We start from the raw sequence: 16886 nt of genomic DNA, 5'->3' as shown, positions 1-16886 counted from the left end.
CCTGCTACACCCGATCTTATGTTTCCTGCTGACCACTTATCCGCGGGATCGGCCTAGGGGCGACCGTATGAGTACTGAATCCGCAAGTCCCACGGACTACGGCCTCGGCGGCAGCACGAACTGGCTGCTCGGCGGTGCGATCGGTGGGGTCGTCGGATCGTTGCTCTTCGGCGCCCTGCTGTGGGTCTTCGAGCCGACGATCGTCACCGACACCGTTCCCGGGATCTACGGCGTCGACTCCGGTAGCGCGACGATCGGCTGGCTGTTCCACCTGCTTCACGGGCTCGTCCTCGGGCTCGTGTTCGGTGCGATCGTCTCCCGCGAGGTGATCCTCGGGACGCTCACCGCGACCACCCAGTTCGACGTCCTCGAGGAGAGCGGCCTGGCGGTGCGGTTCGTCCTGGCCGGCGCCGTCTACGGGCTGGCGATCTGGGCGGTGCTCCCGGTCATCGGCGGGCAGGTGCTGATCTCGGTCGGTACCGACCCCGGCTTCCCGGCGGTCGCCGCCGAGAGCCTCGCGGGTCACCTGCTGTACGGTGCCCTGCTCGGTGCGCTGTTCTCGGTGTTCGTCGAGGCCGAGCCGGACGCCGAGACGCCGTTCGACGACGCCGATCGCGACCGCTAACGCTCGAGACGTGCGATCGTTTTCCCGTCCCGTTTTTCGACCTCGACTAACCCGTCGTCCGCGAGATCCGACAGGAGGCCCGCGAGCCACTCCCGGCCGTACTCGCCGTCGGGGGCGTAGTCGACCCGGATCCGGTGGCCGAGTGTGTCCAGCTCGAGTTCGTCGTACTCCCGGAGCGTCCCGATGACCCGTCCGCGGAACTGCCGACGGCTCCCCTCGAAGCTGGGCTGGGTCGGCACGTCGGGTGCCGTGAAATCGCCGGTCTCGTAGGCCGAACACCACTCCCGCCAGGGACAGCCGACCTCGTCACAACGGGGCGTCTGCCGGCAGGCGACCCCACCGAGTTCCATGACGGCGTTGTTCCAGACCCTCGAGCGCCCCTCGGGCATGAGTTCGTTCGCCCACTCTTCGAAGGCCGATTCGTCGTCGGGGACGTCGAAGGCGCGATAGAGAACGCGTTTGACGTTCGTGTCGACGACCGCGTTCCCGTTGTTGAACGCGAAGCTCGCGACCGCATTGGCAGTGTAGGGACCGACGCCCATCAGCTCCTGGAGCTCCTCGGGCGTCGTCGGAAACTCGCCGTCGTACTCCGTCTCGACCTGCCCGGCGGCTTCGTGGAGGTACTTCGCGCGGTTGTTGTAGCCGAGGCTATGGTCGGTCCAGAAGCCGACGACGTCGGCCCGATCCGCGGCCGCCAGCTCGGCCGTCGTCGGCCAGTGCTCGAGGAAGTCCTCCCAGGCGTCGACGACCCGATCGAGCTGGGTCTGCTGGCTCATCACCTCGCTGACGAGGATCTCGTAAGCGTCGTCGGTCTCGCGCCAGGGGTACGGTCGGTGGTCGGCCTCGTACCACGCGATCAGTGACTCGCGGACGGGCTCGCAGTCTTCGGGCACCGACGGCTCGTCGGTACCGGGATCGACGTCGGCGTCGGCATCAGTCATCGGCCGTTGTAGCGACTCCCCCGGCTTACGTCTACTGAATCGGCTCGCGATTCGAACGCGCTCGAGCACACTCGTCGAGCGAGCACGAAAGGCCTATCCGGCCCGCATGAGTCCGCTCCCGTATGAGCCTCGACGATCTCAACGACGACGTACAGGAGTCCTACGCCGACGTCAGCGACGAGCTGACGATTGCGCTCGATCGCGAAACGAGAAACGAACTCGCCCTGCTCGAGGCGGCCCTCGAGCCCGAGGAAACCGACGAACTCGTCCGCCGGGCGATCCACATGCTGTTCCAGACGACCGTCGAGAGCGGGAAGCTCGACTTCCAGCTGCGCTCGGGGTACGACGTCACCTACGACGAGTACCTCTCCGGGATGACCTACGACGAGATGACCGGCGCGGACCAGTATCCGAGCATGGACGACGAGCGCCGCTACCAGTTCTAAGGCTCGAGCGACGAGGGCCCACTCGCGTCCCGGCGGTACGATAGCGGGCAGTAGCGGCTTCCTCACTTGGGGTTGGCCGCGAAACTCGCGCTCGGTACAGGCCAAGCAGGTAACGAAACGGCGCTTGATCCGCATGACAGCTGTCAAAATCCGCGTGCTGAATGCGGAGGTTTTATTCAGCGGTGAACTCAACGCCGATAATCTCAAACCGTGCGCCGCCCTCGGTGCCGTCAACGACGCGAACGTCCCAGCCGTGGGCTTGTGCCACCTGTTTGACGATTTCCAGCCCGAATCCGGTCCCGCCCTCTGCGGTCGAGTATCCGGCCTCGAATACGTCCTCACGATCCCCGCTGGGGATGCCAGGACCGTCGTCTTCGACGTAGAAGCCGTTCTCCAACCGTCCAACAGTAACCGTTACATCTTCACCACCGTGTTCAACCGCGTTCCGCACGAGGTTCTCGAGGAGTTGTTGAAGCCGGCTTTGATTCGCTCGAATCTCACGGTCGATCTCGGTTGTGAGTGCCGCCTCCGGCGTCGCAACGTTCTCCCAGCAGTTCTCGGTGATGTCTGCTAAGTCGACCGGTTCGATACCACCTACTGTATCGCCTTTACGTGCCAGTGTGAGAAGCTCCTCAATCAGACCGTCCATCCGATCATGAGCCTGCTCGACGTGATCGAGGTGCTCGCTCTCCTGGTCTTCTCGAGCGAGTTCCAGATACCCTCTTGCCACGTTGAGGGGATTCCGCAAATCGTGGCTCACGATCGAAGCAAACGTCTCTAACTGTTTCTCGCGTCGTTTGCGCTCGGTGATGTCGCGGTAGAGACCGACCATCCAATCGGGTTCGTTTTCCTGATCGACGATGACTCCCGGGCACTCCGCCCAGACTACGTCCCCATCTCCGTGGATCATTCTGAACTCCATGTGATACAGTTCATCGGTTTCGACGGCTTGGTCGAGTGCATCTTCGACCTGGGGGAGGTCATCCGGATGGACGCGCTTGGCGAAGGCTTCGTAAGTCCCCTCAAACGAGCCGGGCTCGAGTCCGAGCGCCCGTTCCAACGTCTCGTTCCACTCGATTTTGCCCGTTCCTATCTTCCACTCCCAGAGACCCATTTCCGTCCCCTCAAGCACGAGTTCAAGCCGTCGCTTTGTCTCGCGGAGTTCCCGTTCTTGTTCTTTTAGCTCGGTTATATCTTGGAACTGTGAGAAGATGGCAACGACATCGTCCTCGTGGTCGGTCACGACGCGATTGTGCCACTCACAGACGATCCGCTCACCCGTTTTTCGGACGTTTTCGTTGACACTGTGGTATCCGCCTTTGTTTTCGAGCAAGTCGGATACCACCTCATCAACCGCATCTCGGTCCGATTCTGGGACGATCACCTCCCATGATCGGCCAGTCAGATCGTCCTCGGTATATCCGAGGAGTTCCTCAGCAGCTTCGTTCATGCGAACGAACGTGGAGTTCTCGTTCCACTCGATGACACCGAGTGGCGACTGCTCGAAAAACAGGTTGAGACGCTGTTCCCGGTTGGCGAGTTCGATCCGAGTACGGTAGTTTTCGACCGCGTTCCTGATGCGGTTTGCCAGGACGGTATACTGGCTGGTTTTGCTTTCCTTCCGGAGGTAGTCCGTAACACCGGCAGAAATCGCATCACTGGCAACTTCCTCACTGCCCTTACCCGTATGGAGAATAAATGGGAGATCGGGGTATTCTTCGCGGACGGCTTCGAGAAACTCGATCCCGTTCCGACCAGGCATATCGTAGTCGGAAACGACACAATCGAAGTTACCGTCGGCAAGCCGATTCAGCCCCTCGCTCACGCTCGTCGCCGTTTCGACCTCGAATCGGTCGTCTTCTCGTTCGAGAAAGGACGCAGCCACCTCCGCGAAATCCGGGTCGTCGTCGACGTGGAGAACGGGAATCGTGCCCGAGATCGTACCCATGGTGTCCTCCCCCTTCGATTATCAGTCACACTACATAAATATTTGACGGGAAATCACACGCTATCGATTCACCTGATGTTGAATACGCGCTGTGGATTCAGCACGGCTCTCTCAACGCGTCTATTGGGTACGCACTCACCACGTACTGATTCGATCGCTCGGATTCGACGCGAAAACCGAGTCCCGAAACCCGCTACCGACCGAAGCGACCTGCGATCGTTCGCCGGAGAATCGACCGCCCGATCAGTCGTCGTCGATCAGCGCCGCACTCGAGAGCGCCTCGTCGATGTCGGCCTCGGCCATCTTCTCGATCAGGGCGTCGATGACCTCCTCGCGTTTGCCCTTGACGAACTTGATCGAGCCGACGACGAGGTGGCCCCCGCCGGAGACGCCGCCGCCAGGGATCTCTGCCTCGAGCTCCGAGACCATGTTCGGGATGTCGAGGCGAACGCCGTCCGAGCGGAGGACGGCGAAGTCCGGGCCGTAGCCGACTGTGATCACGGGGTCGCCGGTCTCTTCGATTTTCCGGTCGTGGAGCTCGCCCGTCGTCTTCCCCGGCGCGGGGTAGGTAAAGCGGTGGGCGTAGTTCTCGACGTCGATCCCGTAGAGGTGGGCGCCGTTGTCGAGCTCCTCGTGTTCGACGTGGGGCATGACGGCCTCGAGCTGTTCGTCGACCTCCTCGCGGGCGCGGTCGGCGAAGAACGACACCAGCTCGCGGTGGCGCTCCTCGTCGTCGGAGTCGACCTGGAGCAGGTCCTGGATCAGCCGGTCGCCGGAGTTGTACCGCAGCCAGAAGGCGGCGTAGTCGAGCGCCTCGCTGACGTCCTTGAGTCGCTCCTCGTCGTACCCCTCCTCTGCGGCGAGAGCGAGGTAGTCGTCCATCGCGTCGGCCTTCGAGCGATCCGAGAGGCCGGCGACGGCGGGGACGTGGCGCAGCTCGTCGGTCATGTCGGGGTAGATCATCCGAGCGAGTTCGACGCAGAGCATCCCCGTCGTGATGCGGTAGTCCTCGTCGTGGAGGTAGGGGTTGACGTGAGCGTCGAGCAGTCCGCCGACCGCGTCGGGGTCGGGGTGGTGGTGGTCGAGCGCGACGATGGGGATGTCGTAGTGGGCCAGCGTCTCGTAGGCCGGGACGTCCTCGGCCGTCGAGCCGTTGTCGAGCATCAACAGGAGCGGAAGCTGCTGACCGTGTTTCTCGCGGTCCTCGAGCGCGAAGTTCAGGTCCCGCGTGGCGTCTTCCATCTCGTAGAACGGCGCCTTCGCGGGGAGCCGTTTGATGAGGTGTCGGGGGGCGTCCTCGTCCTCGTGGACCTCGGCGATGAACCGCTCGAGGGCGATCTGGACCGGCACCGCGGCGCACATCCCGTCGCCGTCGGCGTGGTGACGAACCCGAATGGGGCGTCCCTCCAGAACCGTCCGGCGAAGTAGCTTTGCGACCTCCTGCAGGTTGGGTCGGAGCTTCTCGAAGGCGGGCCAGTCGATCAGCGGTTCGACGTCGTGGGGTTCGGCGCGCTCCTCGAGGGCGGCCTCGAGTCGCTCGCGGGCCTCCTCGGCGTCCTCGCCCTCGAGTTTCGAGAGGCCGTCGACCTCGATCTGGACGGCCCCCTCGCGGTGTTCGGGCATCCCGGTGACCCGGACGACGTCGCCGACCTCGATGGTGGGGTAGGCACGGACGCCGGCCTCCTCGAAGGCGGCGCAGGGAACGACGCCCTGTTCGTCGGCGACGTGGAAGATCGTCGGGCCTCCGGTCTGTTTGACCTGGACGACCTTGCCCTCGACGTGGATCTGGTCGCCGACGTTGGCCTCGAGGCGGTCGGTACCGGTCAGCGCGTAGTCCCGGGAGACTGACTCGAGGGTGTACTCCTCGACGTCGACGGGCTCGAACGCCATGTCGCCGTTCTCGCGGATCGACTCGAGCTCGACGACGAGCCCGTCGCCGACGGCGTAGGTGCCCTCGAGGACGGACTCGTGGACGAGTCCCGAGATCGAATCCGAGAGATCGACGAAGACGCCGTAGTCGACGATACCGTTGATCTCGGCCAGATACGGCCGGTCCTGTTCGAGGTCGTCTGCGGTGCAGTCGGCAGCGAGATCGTAGACGACGGAATCCCCGTCGTCAGCGCCGGAGTCTCCGGCGGGCTCAACAGTCATCGTTGCCCGTTGTTTGGGACGGGCGCGTATAACCCTTGTTAAGCCTGCCGGCCCGCCGGGTGGCCTTTCGGAACGTTTAGCAACCGGAAGCCCGGAGGGAGGAGTATGGGGCTGTTCGACGCGCTGTTTCGCTCGAGCGAGGTCCTCGGCATCGCCGAGGAGACCCTCGAGTTCGCCATCGAGTCCTCCGAGGCGGCCCACCCCGACGAGTACATGGGCTTTCTCCGCGGGACCGAGGCCGACAAGCTGGGGCTCGAGCGCAGTGGGCTCGTCATCACGGACGTACTGGTCGTGCCGGGAACCGAAGCCAACAGCGTCAGCGCGACGGTCCGGACGAGCCAGATTCCCAACGACGTGAAGGCGCTGGGGAGCGTTCACTCCCACCCCAACGGCGTGCTCCGTCCCAGCGGTGCGGACCTGGAGACGTTCGGCCGGGGGAGCGTCCACGTCATCATCGGCGCCCCCTACCGCCGAAGCGACTGGAAGGCGTTCGACTCCCAGGGACGGCCGACGACGCTGAACGTGATCGACGTCGAACTGCCGGAAAGCGACGAGTTCTTCGATTTCACACAGGCCGACATCGACGAGGACCTCCAATGACTCTCAACGCGACTTGCTCGCTCGAGGCGACCGACGAGTCGGACTCCGATCGACGACCGATGACGGCGACGGCGGAGGCGCGATCCTCGACATGAGCCGCGGTCGCACCGTCATCGCGCAGGGAACGTTCGACATCCTCCACCCCGGTCACGTCCACTACCTCGAGGAGGCCGCCGCCATGGGCGACGAGCTGTACGTGATCGTCGCCCGGAAGGCCAACGTCGATCACAAGGAGGCGCCCGTCTGTCCGGCGAGCCAGCGACGGGACGTCGTCGGCGCGCTCGAGGCGGTCGACGAAGCCCTGCTGGGCCACGAGGAGGACATCTTCGTTCCGATCGAGGAGATCGACCCCGACGTGATCGCGCTCGGCCACGACCAGCACCACGACGCCGACGCGATCCGTGGAGCGCTCGAAGAACGGGGCGTCGACTGCGAGGTCCGTCGAGCGAGCGCGCGCGAACCGGCGGCCGACGACGAGATCCTGTCGACACGACTGATTATCGACCGAATACTCGAACGGCGTGGCTGACCGCTCTCGATGGGGGAGAGCGATAGTTAGATAACTGGGAAGGTGGAAAATATATCCACACTGGGGAACGTAGATAGCGGAAACATAATCCGCATCTCTCCGACATCGACCCCGTCGACTTCGACGAAACGGTCGGTACCTCGCATCTGCGGTGTTCGGATTCGCTCGAGGGAGTCAAATCTTGCCTCTTCCTACGGCCCAAGTCCGAAATTCGTGGGGTAGAAGGCCTGAAACCCGCAGACTTTTGAGGTCGGAGTGCAGAGTATGTCGGTATGCAGACGAACTCCACTCGCAGACGGTTTCTCGCGGGAAGCACGACTGCGGGAATCGTCGCCGTAGCCGGCTGTCTCAGCGAGACGGACGGCGACGAGAGCGACGACCCGAACGGTGACGACGCCGACGATCACGACGGCGACGACGCCGAGGACACCGACGACGCGACCGACTACGCCGACGCCGAGTACGAGGTCTGGGCGCTCGATCAGGGGACCGACAACGTCCACATCTACGAGCCCGGCGAGGGCGACGCCGAGTTCGACCGGAAGACGACGGTCGACCTGAACGAACTCGAGGGCGTCCCCGAGGAGGGAGTCGTGCCGCACATGATCGACTTCAGCTCGGACTACGAGTACGCCGCCATCGCGTGTACGGCCGGCCAGCGCGTCCTCGTCTTCCGAACCGAGGGCTGTGAACTCGTCGGCAACGTCGAGACCGGCCCCGGTTCGCACATGGCGATCTTCTCGCCCGACGACGAGTACATCCACGTCGACGTCATCGGCGAGGAGGCGATCGCCCGCGTCGACGCCGACCTCGAGAACGAGTCCTTCGAGGAGGTCGACCGCCTCGAACTGCCCGACGACGAGACGGTCCAGGAGGCCGGCATCGAGTCCGCTGCACCGATCTGTCACCAGTTCGACGGCCAGGGACGGTCGATCCACACGCTCGGCCCGAGCTACCACGACGCCGGCGTCGTCATCGTCGACCACGACAGCTTCGAAGTCGAACGGGCCTACTCCGGCGACGAACTGCCGGCCAACTGCGGGACGATGCCCCACTTCGAGGACGGGAAGTTCTACCTCACCGCCGGGCTTCCCTCGGATCCCGAGGAAGGCGAGGACGGCGTCGGCGAGTACTACGTCTACGACGTCGAGGAAGACGAGATCATCGTCGACGGCGAGAGTACCAGAGGCGTCGACGCGCACGGCTTCTGGTTCACTCCCGACGGCGAGGAGCTGTGGGTGCTGAACCGCGAGACCAACGACGGCGTCGTCGTCGATCCGGAGACCGACGAGGTCGTCGAGGAGATCGACGCCTTCGGCCCCGCCCAATCCGACGATTCCGAGGATCGCGACGCGCCCGACATCATGTGGACCTCGCCGGACGGCGAGTACATGTTCGTCACCCTGCGCGGTCCCGTTCCGCTGTCGGGCGACCCTCACGCCGCGACCGGCGTCACACCCGGCTTCTCGGTGCTCGACGTCGAGAGCCGCGAGATCGTCGACGTCGTCGAACCGGATCCGATCGACGACTACGAGGAGGAGGAGCTACAGGCCGCACGAGACGAGGAGGATGACGCGCCCGCGATTCCGGACTTCCACGGACTCGGCGTTCGCGTGCTCGGTGACGGCGACAGCGAGATTCCGAACTCGCCACCGTTCTGATCGGCGCCGCTAGTTTTTGCTAACGCAGGACGGCGGGAGCCGTATCGAGTCCACCGTGTGGCCGGTCTCGACGAAGTGTTCGATCGCCTTCCGCGAGACCTCCTGCTCGGTGTCCCCGTCGTCCGTACTCGCCCGCCAGTCACACTCAAGACAGTACTTGTGCATCTCTCCCTCTGTTCGGTAGTCGGGGACGGGGCCGGGAAAGACCCGTGCAGGAAATCGAAGGGAGGCTACTCTCGCTTGACGCCGGGGTTGGTCACGGCACCGTTCGACGCCGAGTCGAAGTCCCGACCGTACTTCGCCAGCACGCCGGCGTCGTAGGCCGGCTCCGGCCGGTCCCACTCCTCCCGTCGGGCCTCGAGTTCCTCGTCGCTCGCGTCGACCGCGAGGGTGCGCTCGGGGATGTCGACGGTGATCTCGTCGCCGTCCTCGAGCAGTCCGATCGGACCGCCGACGAACGCCTCGGGGGCGACGTGGCCGATCATCGGCCCCCGCGTGGCCCCGGAGAACCGCCCGTCGGTGATCAAGGCGACGTCGCCCTCGTGGCCGGCACCGACGACCGCGGCGGTGACGCCTAGCATCTCGCGCATCCCCGGTCCGCCCTGGGGTCCCTCGTTACGGATGACGATCACGTCGCCGCTCTCGATGTCGCCCTCCTGGACGTACCGCATGGCGTCTTCCTCGTTCTCGAAGATCCGGGCGGGGCCCTCGTGGTGGAACTGGTCCTCGCCGGTCGCCTTGAGGACGGCGCCGCCGGGCGCGAGGTTCCCCGTCAGGATCTTGATCGCACCCTCCTCCTGTTTGGGTTCCTCGACGGTGTAGAGGAAGTCGGCCTCGATCTCCTCGTCGTCCGGGAGCCCGCGTTCGGCCTCGAGGTGCTCGAGTTCCTCGGCGATCGTTCGCCCCGTGACGGTCATGGCGTCGCCGTGGATCAGGTCGGCCTCGAGCAGCCGCCGGACGACGATCGGCACGCCACCGAGCTCGTGAAGGTCGTTCATCACGCTGTTGCCGCCGGGCTGGAGGTCGGCGATCTTCGGGGTCCGCCGGGAGATTTCGTCGAAGTCCTCGATCTCGAGGTCGATCCCGGCCTCGCGGGCCAGCGCCAGCAGGTGGAGCACGCCGTTGGTCGAGCCCCCGATCGCGGTCTGGAGCGCGATGGCGTTCTCGAAGGACTCGCGGGTGAGGATGTCGGAGGGTCGGCGGTCCGCTTCGACGACCTCGACGGCGAGTTCGCCCGCGCGCTCGGCGACGTCGTAGCGCTCCTCGTCCTCCGCGGGCGGGGAGGCACTGCCGAGAGGGGCGAGGCCGAGCGCCTCCGAGACCGAGGCCATCGTGTTCGCGGTGAACATCCCGCCACAGGAGCCGGCGCCCGGACAGGCGTTGCGCTCGAGGTCGTCGAGCTCCTCGGCGTCCATCTCGCCGGTGCCGTAGGCGCCGACGCCCTCGAACACCTGGACGATGGTGACGTCCCGTCCCTCGTGCTCGCCGGGCATGATCGACCCGCCGTAGAGAAAGACGGAGGGGAGATCGGTTCGGATCGCGGCCATCATCATGCCGGGCATGTTCTTGTCGCAGCCACCGATCGTGACTAGGCCGTCCATGCGCTCGCCGAAGCTGACGAGTTCGACGCTGTCGGCGATCAGCTCCCGCGAGATCAGTGACGCCTTCATCCCCTCGGTCCCCATCGAGATCGCGTCGGAGATCGTGATCGTCCCGAACTCGATGGGCATCCCGCCGGCCGCGTCGGCGCTCTCGAGGGCCGAGTCGGCGACGTCGTCCAGATGCACGTTACACGGCGTGATGTCTGCGGCCGGGTTCGCCACGCCGATCATCGGCGAGGAGAGGTCCTCGTCGTCGAACCCCATCGCGCGAAACATCGCGCGGTGGGGGGCCTTCTCGGCGCCTTCGGTAACCTCGCGGCTCTGCAGCCGCTCGTCTTTCCCGTGATCGAACCGATCGTCGCTGCTCATGGTCGGCCCTTGTCTCGAGGGGACATAAGTCACGCCTTCTCCTCAAGGGTTGCTGGCGATCGGCGTATCGGCTACCGGGTTCGGTCGGCGGTCATACTGTCGGACGGAACTATTCGAAGGTCGATCGCTCAACTGTGGCCGTTTCCCGAGGCAACGGCCGCGAACTCGCGATCGACTTCTCTCTGACTTCCGTCCGACAGTATCAGTGGCTCGGTGTCTCGAAACGGGCAGCCGCCTCCCGAAGCGCCTCCCTCGTGTCGATGCTCTCGAAGGTGTCCCCGCTCACGCCCTCGAGTTCGCCCTCGTCGACGACGACGGTGTCGAGTTCCTCGACGGCCGCGAGGATCCGCCCGTCCTCGCCCTCGAGGGCGTTGGCGCAGGCCCGGGCCATCGGCTCGGTCCGATAGACTGCCTGGGTCGTCTGGTACCAGCCGTCCTCGAGTTTGACGAGCGCACCGTCGCGGCCCTCGGCGCGGTCGGCAAGCGCCTCGAGCAGGGCGGGGTCGACGAACGGCATGTCGCAGGCCACGACCGCCGCGTACTCTCGGCTGGCCGTCTCGAGTCCGGCGGCGATACCGGCGAGTGGCCCGCGATCGGGTTCGGGATCGATCGCGAACGTGACTGGTTCGGGAAAGTCGGCCATCGCCGTCTCGATCGCCTCGCGCTGGTCCTCTCGGCAGTTGACCACGAGCTCGTCACAGACCGTTGCGAGTCGGTCGGCGACCCGCCGGATCATCGGCGTTCCCGCGAGATCCGCGACCGCCTTGTCGGCCTCGCCGAAGCGCGTCGAGTAGCCGCCCGCGAGGACGACTCCCGACAGTGATCGCTGGGAGTGGGAACTCATAGTCGGCGCTTGGAGTGGGGTGGCGTAATACCTGTCGGCGACGATGCAAAACCGACCGTTCGTTCGATCCACCGCCCGCACCCGATGCTAGCCGCTGTATGTGGATAATAATCATACACAAATCTCGAACCGGTAGTCACAGCAACATTTACCGCCCGCACCCGTGGCAAGTACTGTGGAGACAGATACCAAATGTCAATGAACGCTGTCGTATACCAGGGACCGCACGAGGTAGCCGTCGAGGAAGTCGAAGAGCCGGAGATCCAGCATCCGAACGACGTGATGGTCGACATCACGACGACCTGCATCTGTGGCTCGGACCTCCACATGTACGAGGGCCGAACCGCGGCAGAGGAGGGAATCGTCTTCGGCCACGAGAACATGGGGATCGTTAGCGAGGTCGGCGACGCCGTCACGACCCTCGAGGAGGGCGACCGCGTCGTCATGCCGTTTAACGTCGCCTGTGGGTTCTGTCAGAACTGCGAGAACGGCTACACGGGCTTCTGTACCAACGTCAACCCCGGCTTCGCCGGCGGCGCCTACGGCTACGTCGCGATGGGGCCGTACAAGGGTGGCCAGGCCGAGAAACTCCGCGTGCCGTACGCCGACTTCAACGCCCTAAAACTGCCCGAGGGCGACGAACACGAGGACTCGTTCGCCTTGCTCGCGGACATCTTCCCGACGGGGTGGCACGGCACCCGGCTGGCGAACCTCCAGCCCGGCGAGTCGATCGCCATCTACGGCGCCGGCCCGGTCGGCCTGATGGCCGCCTACAGCGCGAAGATCCAGGGCGCCTCGGAGATCTACGTCGTCGACCGAGTGCCGAGCCGCCTCGAGATGGCAGAGGACCACTGCGATGCCCACGCGATCAACTTCGAGGAGGGCGACCCTGTCGACCAGATCGTCGAGGCCCACGGCGACGAGGTCGACAAGGGCGTCGACGCCGTCGGCTACCAGGCGATCGACCCCGAGACGGATCCGGGCGACGACGCCTACGACCCTGCCCGCGAGAACCCCGCGGTCGTGCTCAACCAGCTGATTCAGACGGTGCGACCGACGGGAGAGATCGGCGTCCCCGGACTGTACGTCCCCTCGGACCCCGGCGCGCCGGACGAGATGGCCGCGCAGGGACGGCTCGGCATCGACTTCGGGAAGCTCTTCGAGAAGGGCCAGAAGTTCGGTACCGGTCAGTGTAACGTCAAGCAGTACAACCGCCAGCTCCGGGACATGATCATCGAGGGCCGGGCCGACCCGAGCTGGGTCGTCTCCCACCGTGTCGGTCTCGAGGAGGCCCCCGAGATGTACGAGCGCTTCGACGATCGCGAGGAGGGCGTCGTCAAGGTTCTACTCGAGCCGTAACGGCCGTCGATTCGACGTCTTTTCGACCGATCACTGCGATCCCGAGAGCACCGTCTCGAGCGCGTGCTCGTGCCTGCTCGGGAGTTTTACGCGCTCGATCCCTACCACGAGCGTTCATGAAGTACGCCGCCCTCGTCGAGCAGTACCGCCGGATCGACGCGACGGCGTCGACCGACGAGAAGACCGCGATCGTCGCCGAAACGCTTGCGGACGCGACGACCGACGACCTCGAGATGCTTCTGCCACTGTTTCGCGGGGAGGTAACGCCGGCGTACGAGCAGGGCGATCTGGGTATCTCCTCGAGTCTCACCCTGGCGGCGATCCACAAGGCAACTGGCGTCGCCGAATCCGAGATCCGAACGACCTGGCGCGAGACCGGCGACCTCGGCACCGCCGCGACCGAGGCCGTCGCAAACCAGACCCAGCAGACGCTGTTTTCGACCGAGCTGACCGTCAAATCGGTCTTCGAGACGCTTCGGGACCTCCTCGAGTACGAGGGAGAGGGCAGCCAGCAGCGCCGTATCGACGCCGTCGCGAAGCTGCTCTCGAACGCGGACCCCGAGGAGGCGCGCTACGTCGTTCGCACCGTCCTGGGCCATCTCCGGATCGGGATCGGGGAGGGAACGATCCGGGACGCGGTCGCTCGGGCCGAACTCGACGGGAGCGACGAGGCGACCGACGCCGTCGAGTACGCCTATCAGCTCACGAACGACTACCCGCTGGTCGCCCGAACGGCCCGCGAGTCGGGCGTCGACGGCCTCCGTGACCTCGAGATCGACCTGTTCCGGCCGCTGCAGGTGATGCTCGCCGATTCGGCCGACAGCGTCGAGGACGGGATCGACGCGGTCGCGACGAGCGACGGGCCGCTGCTGGCCGAGTACAAGTACGACGGCGTCAGGATCCAGCTCCACAAGGACGGCGACGAGGTGCGGGCCTTTACCCGCCGTCTCGAGGAGATCACCGCACAGTTTCCCGACGTCGTCGAGAGCGTCCGCACGCGCGTCGCGACCGACAGCTGCGTGCTCGAGGGCGAGATCGTCGGCTACGATCCAGACTCTGGAGCGCTGACGCCGTTTCAGGAGCTCTCGACCCGGATCACACGCGAACACGATATCGAGGCGGCAGCCGAGGAGACGCCGGTTATCGTCTACCCCTTCGACCTGCTCTCGATCGAGGGGGAGTCGCTGCTCGAGCGCTCGCTCGACGAGCGCCTCGCTCGCCTCGATTCCGTCCTCGATCCCGAGGAGTGGGCGATCGAACCGGCACAGCACGTTCGCTTCGATCCCGCCGATCCCGAGCCGGCCCGCGAGCTCTACGCGGACGCTCTCGCCGCCGGCCACGAGGGGCTGATGCTCAAGAACCTCGAGGTTCCGTACCAGCCGGGCCGGCGCGTCGGCTACATGCTAAAGGTCAAACCGACGATGGAGCCCTTAGACGTCGTCGTCACCCGTGGAAAGTACAGCGAGGGACGCCGGAAGGGCAAACTCGGTCGGCTCTACCTCGCCTGTCGCGATACCGAACGCGACGAACTCAGCGAGGTCGGTCGGCTGGCGACGGGGTACACCGACGAGCAGCTCGCCGCCCTCACCGACGCCCTCGAGCCGCTGGTCACCGAGACCGACGGTCGCGACGTGAGCGTTCGCCCGGAAGTCATCCTCGAGGTCGAGTACGAGGAGATCCAGTCCTCGCCGACGTACGACTCGGGCTACGCGCTGCGGTTCCCCCGATTCGTGCGCCGACGGGAGGATCTCTCGGTGTCGGACGTCGACACGCTCGAGCGAGTCGAGACGCTGTTCGAGACGCAGTAGCGACTCGTCACCCTTGGACCGAGACCGCTTCACTTTCACTACGGTTGGCGACGGTTTATCCGATCGTCGCCCGTCACTACGAGACGTCCCAGTTCGACGGCAAACGACCGGTTCCGACGCGGACTTCGGGATCGCTGTATCGCCGGGCTGAGTGGCAACGCTCGCGCTGACTACGTCCGCGACGCTCCATCGGGAGTCGACGACGACGGCGACCGAAGGACCACCCACGCTGTGATCTCACACCTCAAAATGAACGAGCTCGACCCCGATCCGACCCACCGTATCGACGCCGCGGCCTCGAATCGCCCCCCGCTCGCGGACGCCGAAACGCGAGTTCACGACGACCATCCGTTCGGAGCTGAGCGCTGATGTCCGCCCTCGGCATCGTTCTGATCGTCGTCGGCCTCTGTCTGATGCTCGCGTCCGGACTGCTCGCGCCGCTTGTCAGATCCGGCTTCGAGCGCGGCTACGGAGGCGTCGACCGGTGACCGTCGGCTGGCGTTCACCGCTCGGCGCCCCTCGCTACGACGGCCCCGGGGTCGGCGAGCCAGTACGCGACGATCGTCATTTCGAGCGTCGTAACCGAGAGTCGTCGGCGGATCGAAGCCAGGTCACCGATATCGACGTCGCGACCGACTGCAAGCACGCCGCCCATCATCGTCTCGGCCGTACTGCGGGATAGCACATGCGTCGAGTTCGCCTCGGAGACGGGATCCGGTTCGATCTGACGAACGCCGAGACCGTCGTCTGCGACAGCGAGCGCTCGAGCGACGGGATTCGCGTGCTAAGCCACGCCCACGGCGACCACCTCTATCGGGAGGACCCGGGCGCCGTGATCTGTTCGGACGTGACCGCGGCGCTCGCGCGAACTCGGCGCGAGGACACCCCGCTCGAGCGGACGACCCACCCCGCCGTCGATCTCCACAATGCCGGCCACGTCCCCGGTTCGCGCGCGACCGAGATCGCCGACCCGGACGGGACGACCTACCTCTACACCGGCGACTGCTCGACGCGGAATCGGTTCTACCTCGAGGGATTCGATCCCGACTCCGTCGACGCCGACGTGCTCGTGATCGAGGCGACCTACGGCGAGCCGGGGTACGTCCTGCCGCCCCAGGAGACCGTCGAGGCCGAGATCGTCGACTGGCTCGACGACGCCGCCGATCGTCCGGTGCTCCTGTTCGGTTACACGCTCGGCCGGGCCCAGGAACTGCAGCTTTTGGTGAATCGATCCTCGCGGGATCGGCTGTTCGTCACGCAGGCAACCGAGCGCATCAACGCGGTCGCCGAGGAGCACTACGACGTCGACTTCGACGCACGGCGCTACCGCGACGAGACGGAACTCGGCGCGGGCGACGCGTTGATCCTCCCCTCTCAGACGAGCACGCTCTCCTTCGTCGACGCGCTGGTCCGCGACGCCGACGCGATCAAGGCCGGGTTCTCCGGCTGGGCGATCAACGACAGCTTCCAGTACCGCGGGGACTACGACGTGACGTTTCCGCTGTCCGATCACTGCGATTTCACCGAACTCGTCGACGTCGTCCGCGGCGTCGACCCCGACCTGGTCTACACCCAGCACGGCTCCGCCGCGGAGCTCGCGACGCACCTCGAGACCGTCGAGGGGTACGAGGCGTACCCGCTGGTCCGCAACCAGCGCTCGCTCGGCGACTTCTGAGTCGGTCGAAAAAGGGCGTCGGTCTCGGCCGCGCTACCGTCGGAGCCAGACTCGCGGATGTTCCTCGCGGAGGTGATTCTGGTATCGTTCGATCAGGGCGGGGTAGGTGTCGTCGACGGCGTGCCACTCGCAGTGGTCGCAAGATCGCTCGACGACGTCGGTCGTGCTGGCGACGTAGGCGCCGTTTCGCTTCGTGTTCATTGTCCGTGATCCGGCGGCGGGCCGTCGGATACCCGTCCTCGACGACGCACCGTCATGGCTCTGTTGGATCGGGAGCCGGTCTCAGTACCGTTGATACGTCTTCACCCCGACAACGGAAAGGCGTATGT

The 16886-nt window shown here is 65.4% G+C and carries 16 protein-coding genes; 8 read left to right on the top strand and 8 right to left on the bottom strand.

Annotated elements, in window-relative coordinates; all coding sequences use genetic code 11:
• Window positions 1-67 precede the first annotated feature (67 nt).
• Complete coding sequence (locus tag QA609_RS05540; protein ID WP_278301582.1) at window positions 68-625, top strand: hypothetical protein; 558 nt, start codon at window positions 68-70, stop codon at window positions 623-625.
• Here the strand turns inward: QA609_RS05540 and QA609_RS05535 are convergent.
• A complete protein-coding gene (locus QA609_RS05535) occupies window positions 622-1566 on the bottom strand; it encodes an A/G-specific adenine glycosylase (RefSeq protein WP_278301581.1) in 945 nt (314 codons plus the stop codon). The genes QA609_RS05540 and QA609_RS05535 overlap by 4 nt on opposite strands.
• Before the next feature lie 122 nt (window positions 1567-1688).
• Here QA609_RS05535 and QA609_RS05530 point away from each other — a divergent pair, with 122 nt between their 5' ends.
• Window positions 1689-2012: a hypothetical protein gene (locus QA609_RS05530; RefSeq protein ID WP_278301580.1), complete on the top strand. Its 324-nt coding sequence runs from the start codon at window positions 1689-1691 to the stop codon at window positions 2010-2012.
• A gap of 172 nt (window positions 2013-2184) precedes the next feature.
• Here the strand turns inward: QA609_RS05530 and QA609_RS05525 are convergent, their stop codons facing one another.
• Window positions 2185-3960, bottom strand: a complete 1776-nt coding sequence (locus QA609_RS05525; RefSeq protein ID WP_278301579.1) for a PAS domain S-box protein — start codon at window positions 3958-3960, stop codon at window positions 2185-2187.
• A gap of 243 nt (window positions 3961-4203) precedes the next feature.
• A complete protein-coding gene (locus tag QA609_RS05520; RefSeq protein ID WP_278301578.1) occupies window positions 4204-6111 on the bottom strand; it encodes an OB-fold nucleic acid binding domain-containing protein in 1908 nt (635 codons plus the stop codon).
• Between the two features lie 105 nt (window positions 6112-6216).
• On the opposite strand from QA609_RS05520, the gene QA609_RS05515 reads away from it, so the two are divergent.
• The 3 genes from QA609_RS05515 (at window position 6217) to QA609_RS05505 (ending at window position 8901) form a co-directional block, all read left to right on the top strand.
• Window positions 6217-6711 (top strand): Mov34/MPN/PAD-1 family protein, encoded by a 495-nt coding sequence (locus QA609_RS05515; protein ID WP_278301577.1) that lies wholly within the window; start codon window positions 6217-6219, stop codon window positions 6709-6711.
• A gap of 91 nt (window positions 6712-6802) precedes the next feature.
• The gene (locus QA609_RS05510) at window positions 6803-7240 is read left to right on the top strand and encodes an FAD synthase (RefSeq protein ID WP_278301576.1); all 438 of its coding nucleotides are present in this window, start codon (window positions 6803-6805) and stop codon (window positions 7238-7240) included.
• A 272-nt stretch (window positions 7241-7512) separates the two neighbouring features.
• Window positions 7513-8901 (top strand): cell surface protein, encoded by a 1389-nt coding sequence (locus QA609_RS05505; RefSeq protein WP_278301575.1) that lies wholly within the window; start codon window positions 7513-7515, stop codon window positions 8899-8901.
• Between the two features lie 9 nt (window positions 8902-8910).
• Here QA609_RS05505 and QA609_RS05500 read toward each other — a convergent pair whose 3' ends face one another.
• The 3 genes from QA609_RS05500 to QA609_RS05490 all read right to left on the bottom strand — a co-directional run bounded on the left by QA609_RS05500 (window position 8911) and on the right by QA609_RS05490 (window position 11715).
• Window positions 8911-9066 carry a hypothetical protein gene (locus tag QA609_RS05500; RefSeq protein WP_278301574.1) on the bottom strand — a complete coding sequence of 52 codons (156 nt, stop codon included), beginning with the start codon at window positions 9064-9066 and terminating at the stop codon, window positions 8911-8913.
• Window positions 9067-9131: 65 nt separating this feature from the next.
• Complete coding sequence (gene ilvD / locus QA609_RS05495; protein WP_278301573.1) at window positions 9132-10871, bottom strand: dihydroxy-acid dehydratase; 1740 nt, start codon at window positions 10869-10871, stop codon at window positions 9132-9134.
• Window positions 10872-11073: 202 nt separating this feature from the next.
• Complete coding sequence (locus tag QA609_RS05490) at window positions 11074-11715, bottom strand: molybdenum cofactor guanylyltransferase (RefSeq protein ID WP_278301572.1); 642 nt, start codon at window positions 11713-11715, stop codon at window positions 11074-11076.
• 198 nt (window positions 11716-11913) lie between these two features.
• On the opposite strand from QA609_RS05490, the gene QA609_RS05485 reads away from it, so the two are divergent.
• On the top strand, window positions 11914-13074 hold the full coding sequence (locus QA609_RS05485; protein ID WP_278301571.1) for a glutathione-independent formaldehyde dehydrogenase: 1161 nt from the start codon (window positions 11914-11916) through the stop codon (window positions 13072-13074).
• A gap of 116 nt (window positions 13075-13190) precedes the next feature.
• A complete protein-coding gene (locus QA609_RS05480) occupies window positions 13191-14882 on the top strand; it encodes an ATP-dependent DNA ligase (protein ID WP_278301570.1) in 1692 nt (563 codons plus the stop codon).
• 502 nt (window positions 14883-15384) lie between these two features.
• Here QA609_RS05480 and QA609_RS05475 read toward each other — a convergent pair.
• Window positions 15385-15567 (bottom strand): hypothetical protein, encoded by a 183-nt coding sequence (locus QA609_RS05475; protein ID WP_278301569.1) that lies wholly within the window; start codon window positions 15565-15567, stop codon window positions 15385-15387.
• On the opposite strand from QA609_RS05475, the gene QA609_RS05470 reads away from it, so the two are divergent.
• Entirely contained in the window at window positions 15568-16557 is a 990-nt protein-coding gene (locus QA609_RS05470) for an mRNA 3'-end processing factor (protein WP_278301568.1), read from the top strand. It begins immediately after the preceding gene.
• A gap of 33 nt (window positions 16558-16590) precedes the next feature.
• Here the strand turns inward: QA609_RS05470 and QA609_RS05465 are convergent, their stop codons facing one another.
• A complete protein-coding gene (locus QA609_RS05465) occupies window positions 16591-16758 on the bottom strand; it encodes a hypothetical protein (protein WP_278301567.1) in 168 nt (55 codons plus the stop codon).
• Window positions 16759-16886 lie beyond the last annotated feature (128 nt).

This window comes from Natronococcus sp. A-GB7 (assembly GCF_029688865.1).
Lineage (GTDB): Archaea > Halobacteriota > Halobacteria > Halobacteriales > Natrialbaceae > Natronococcus.
Note: the sequence above shows the minus strand (reverse complement) of the source record. Positions and strands in the feature narration are given on the sequence as shown.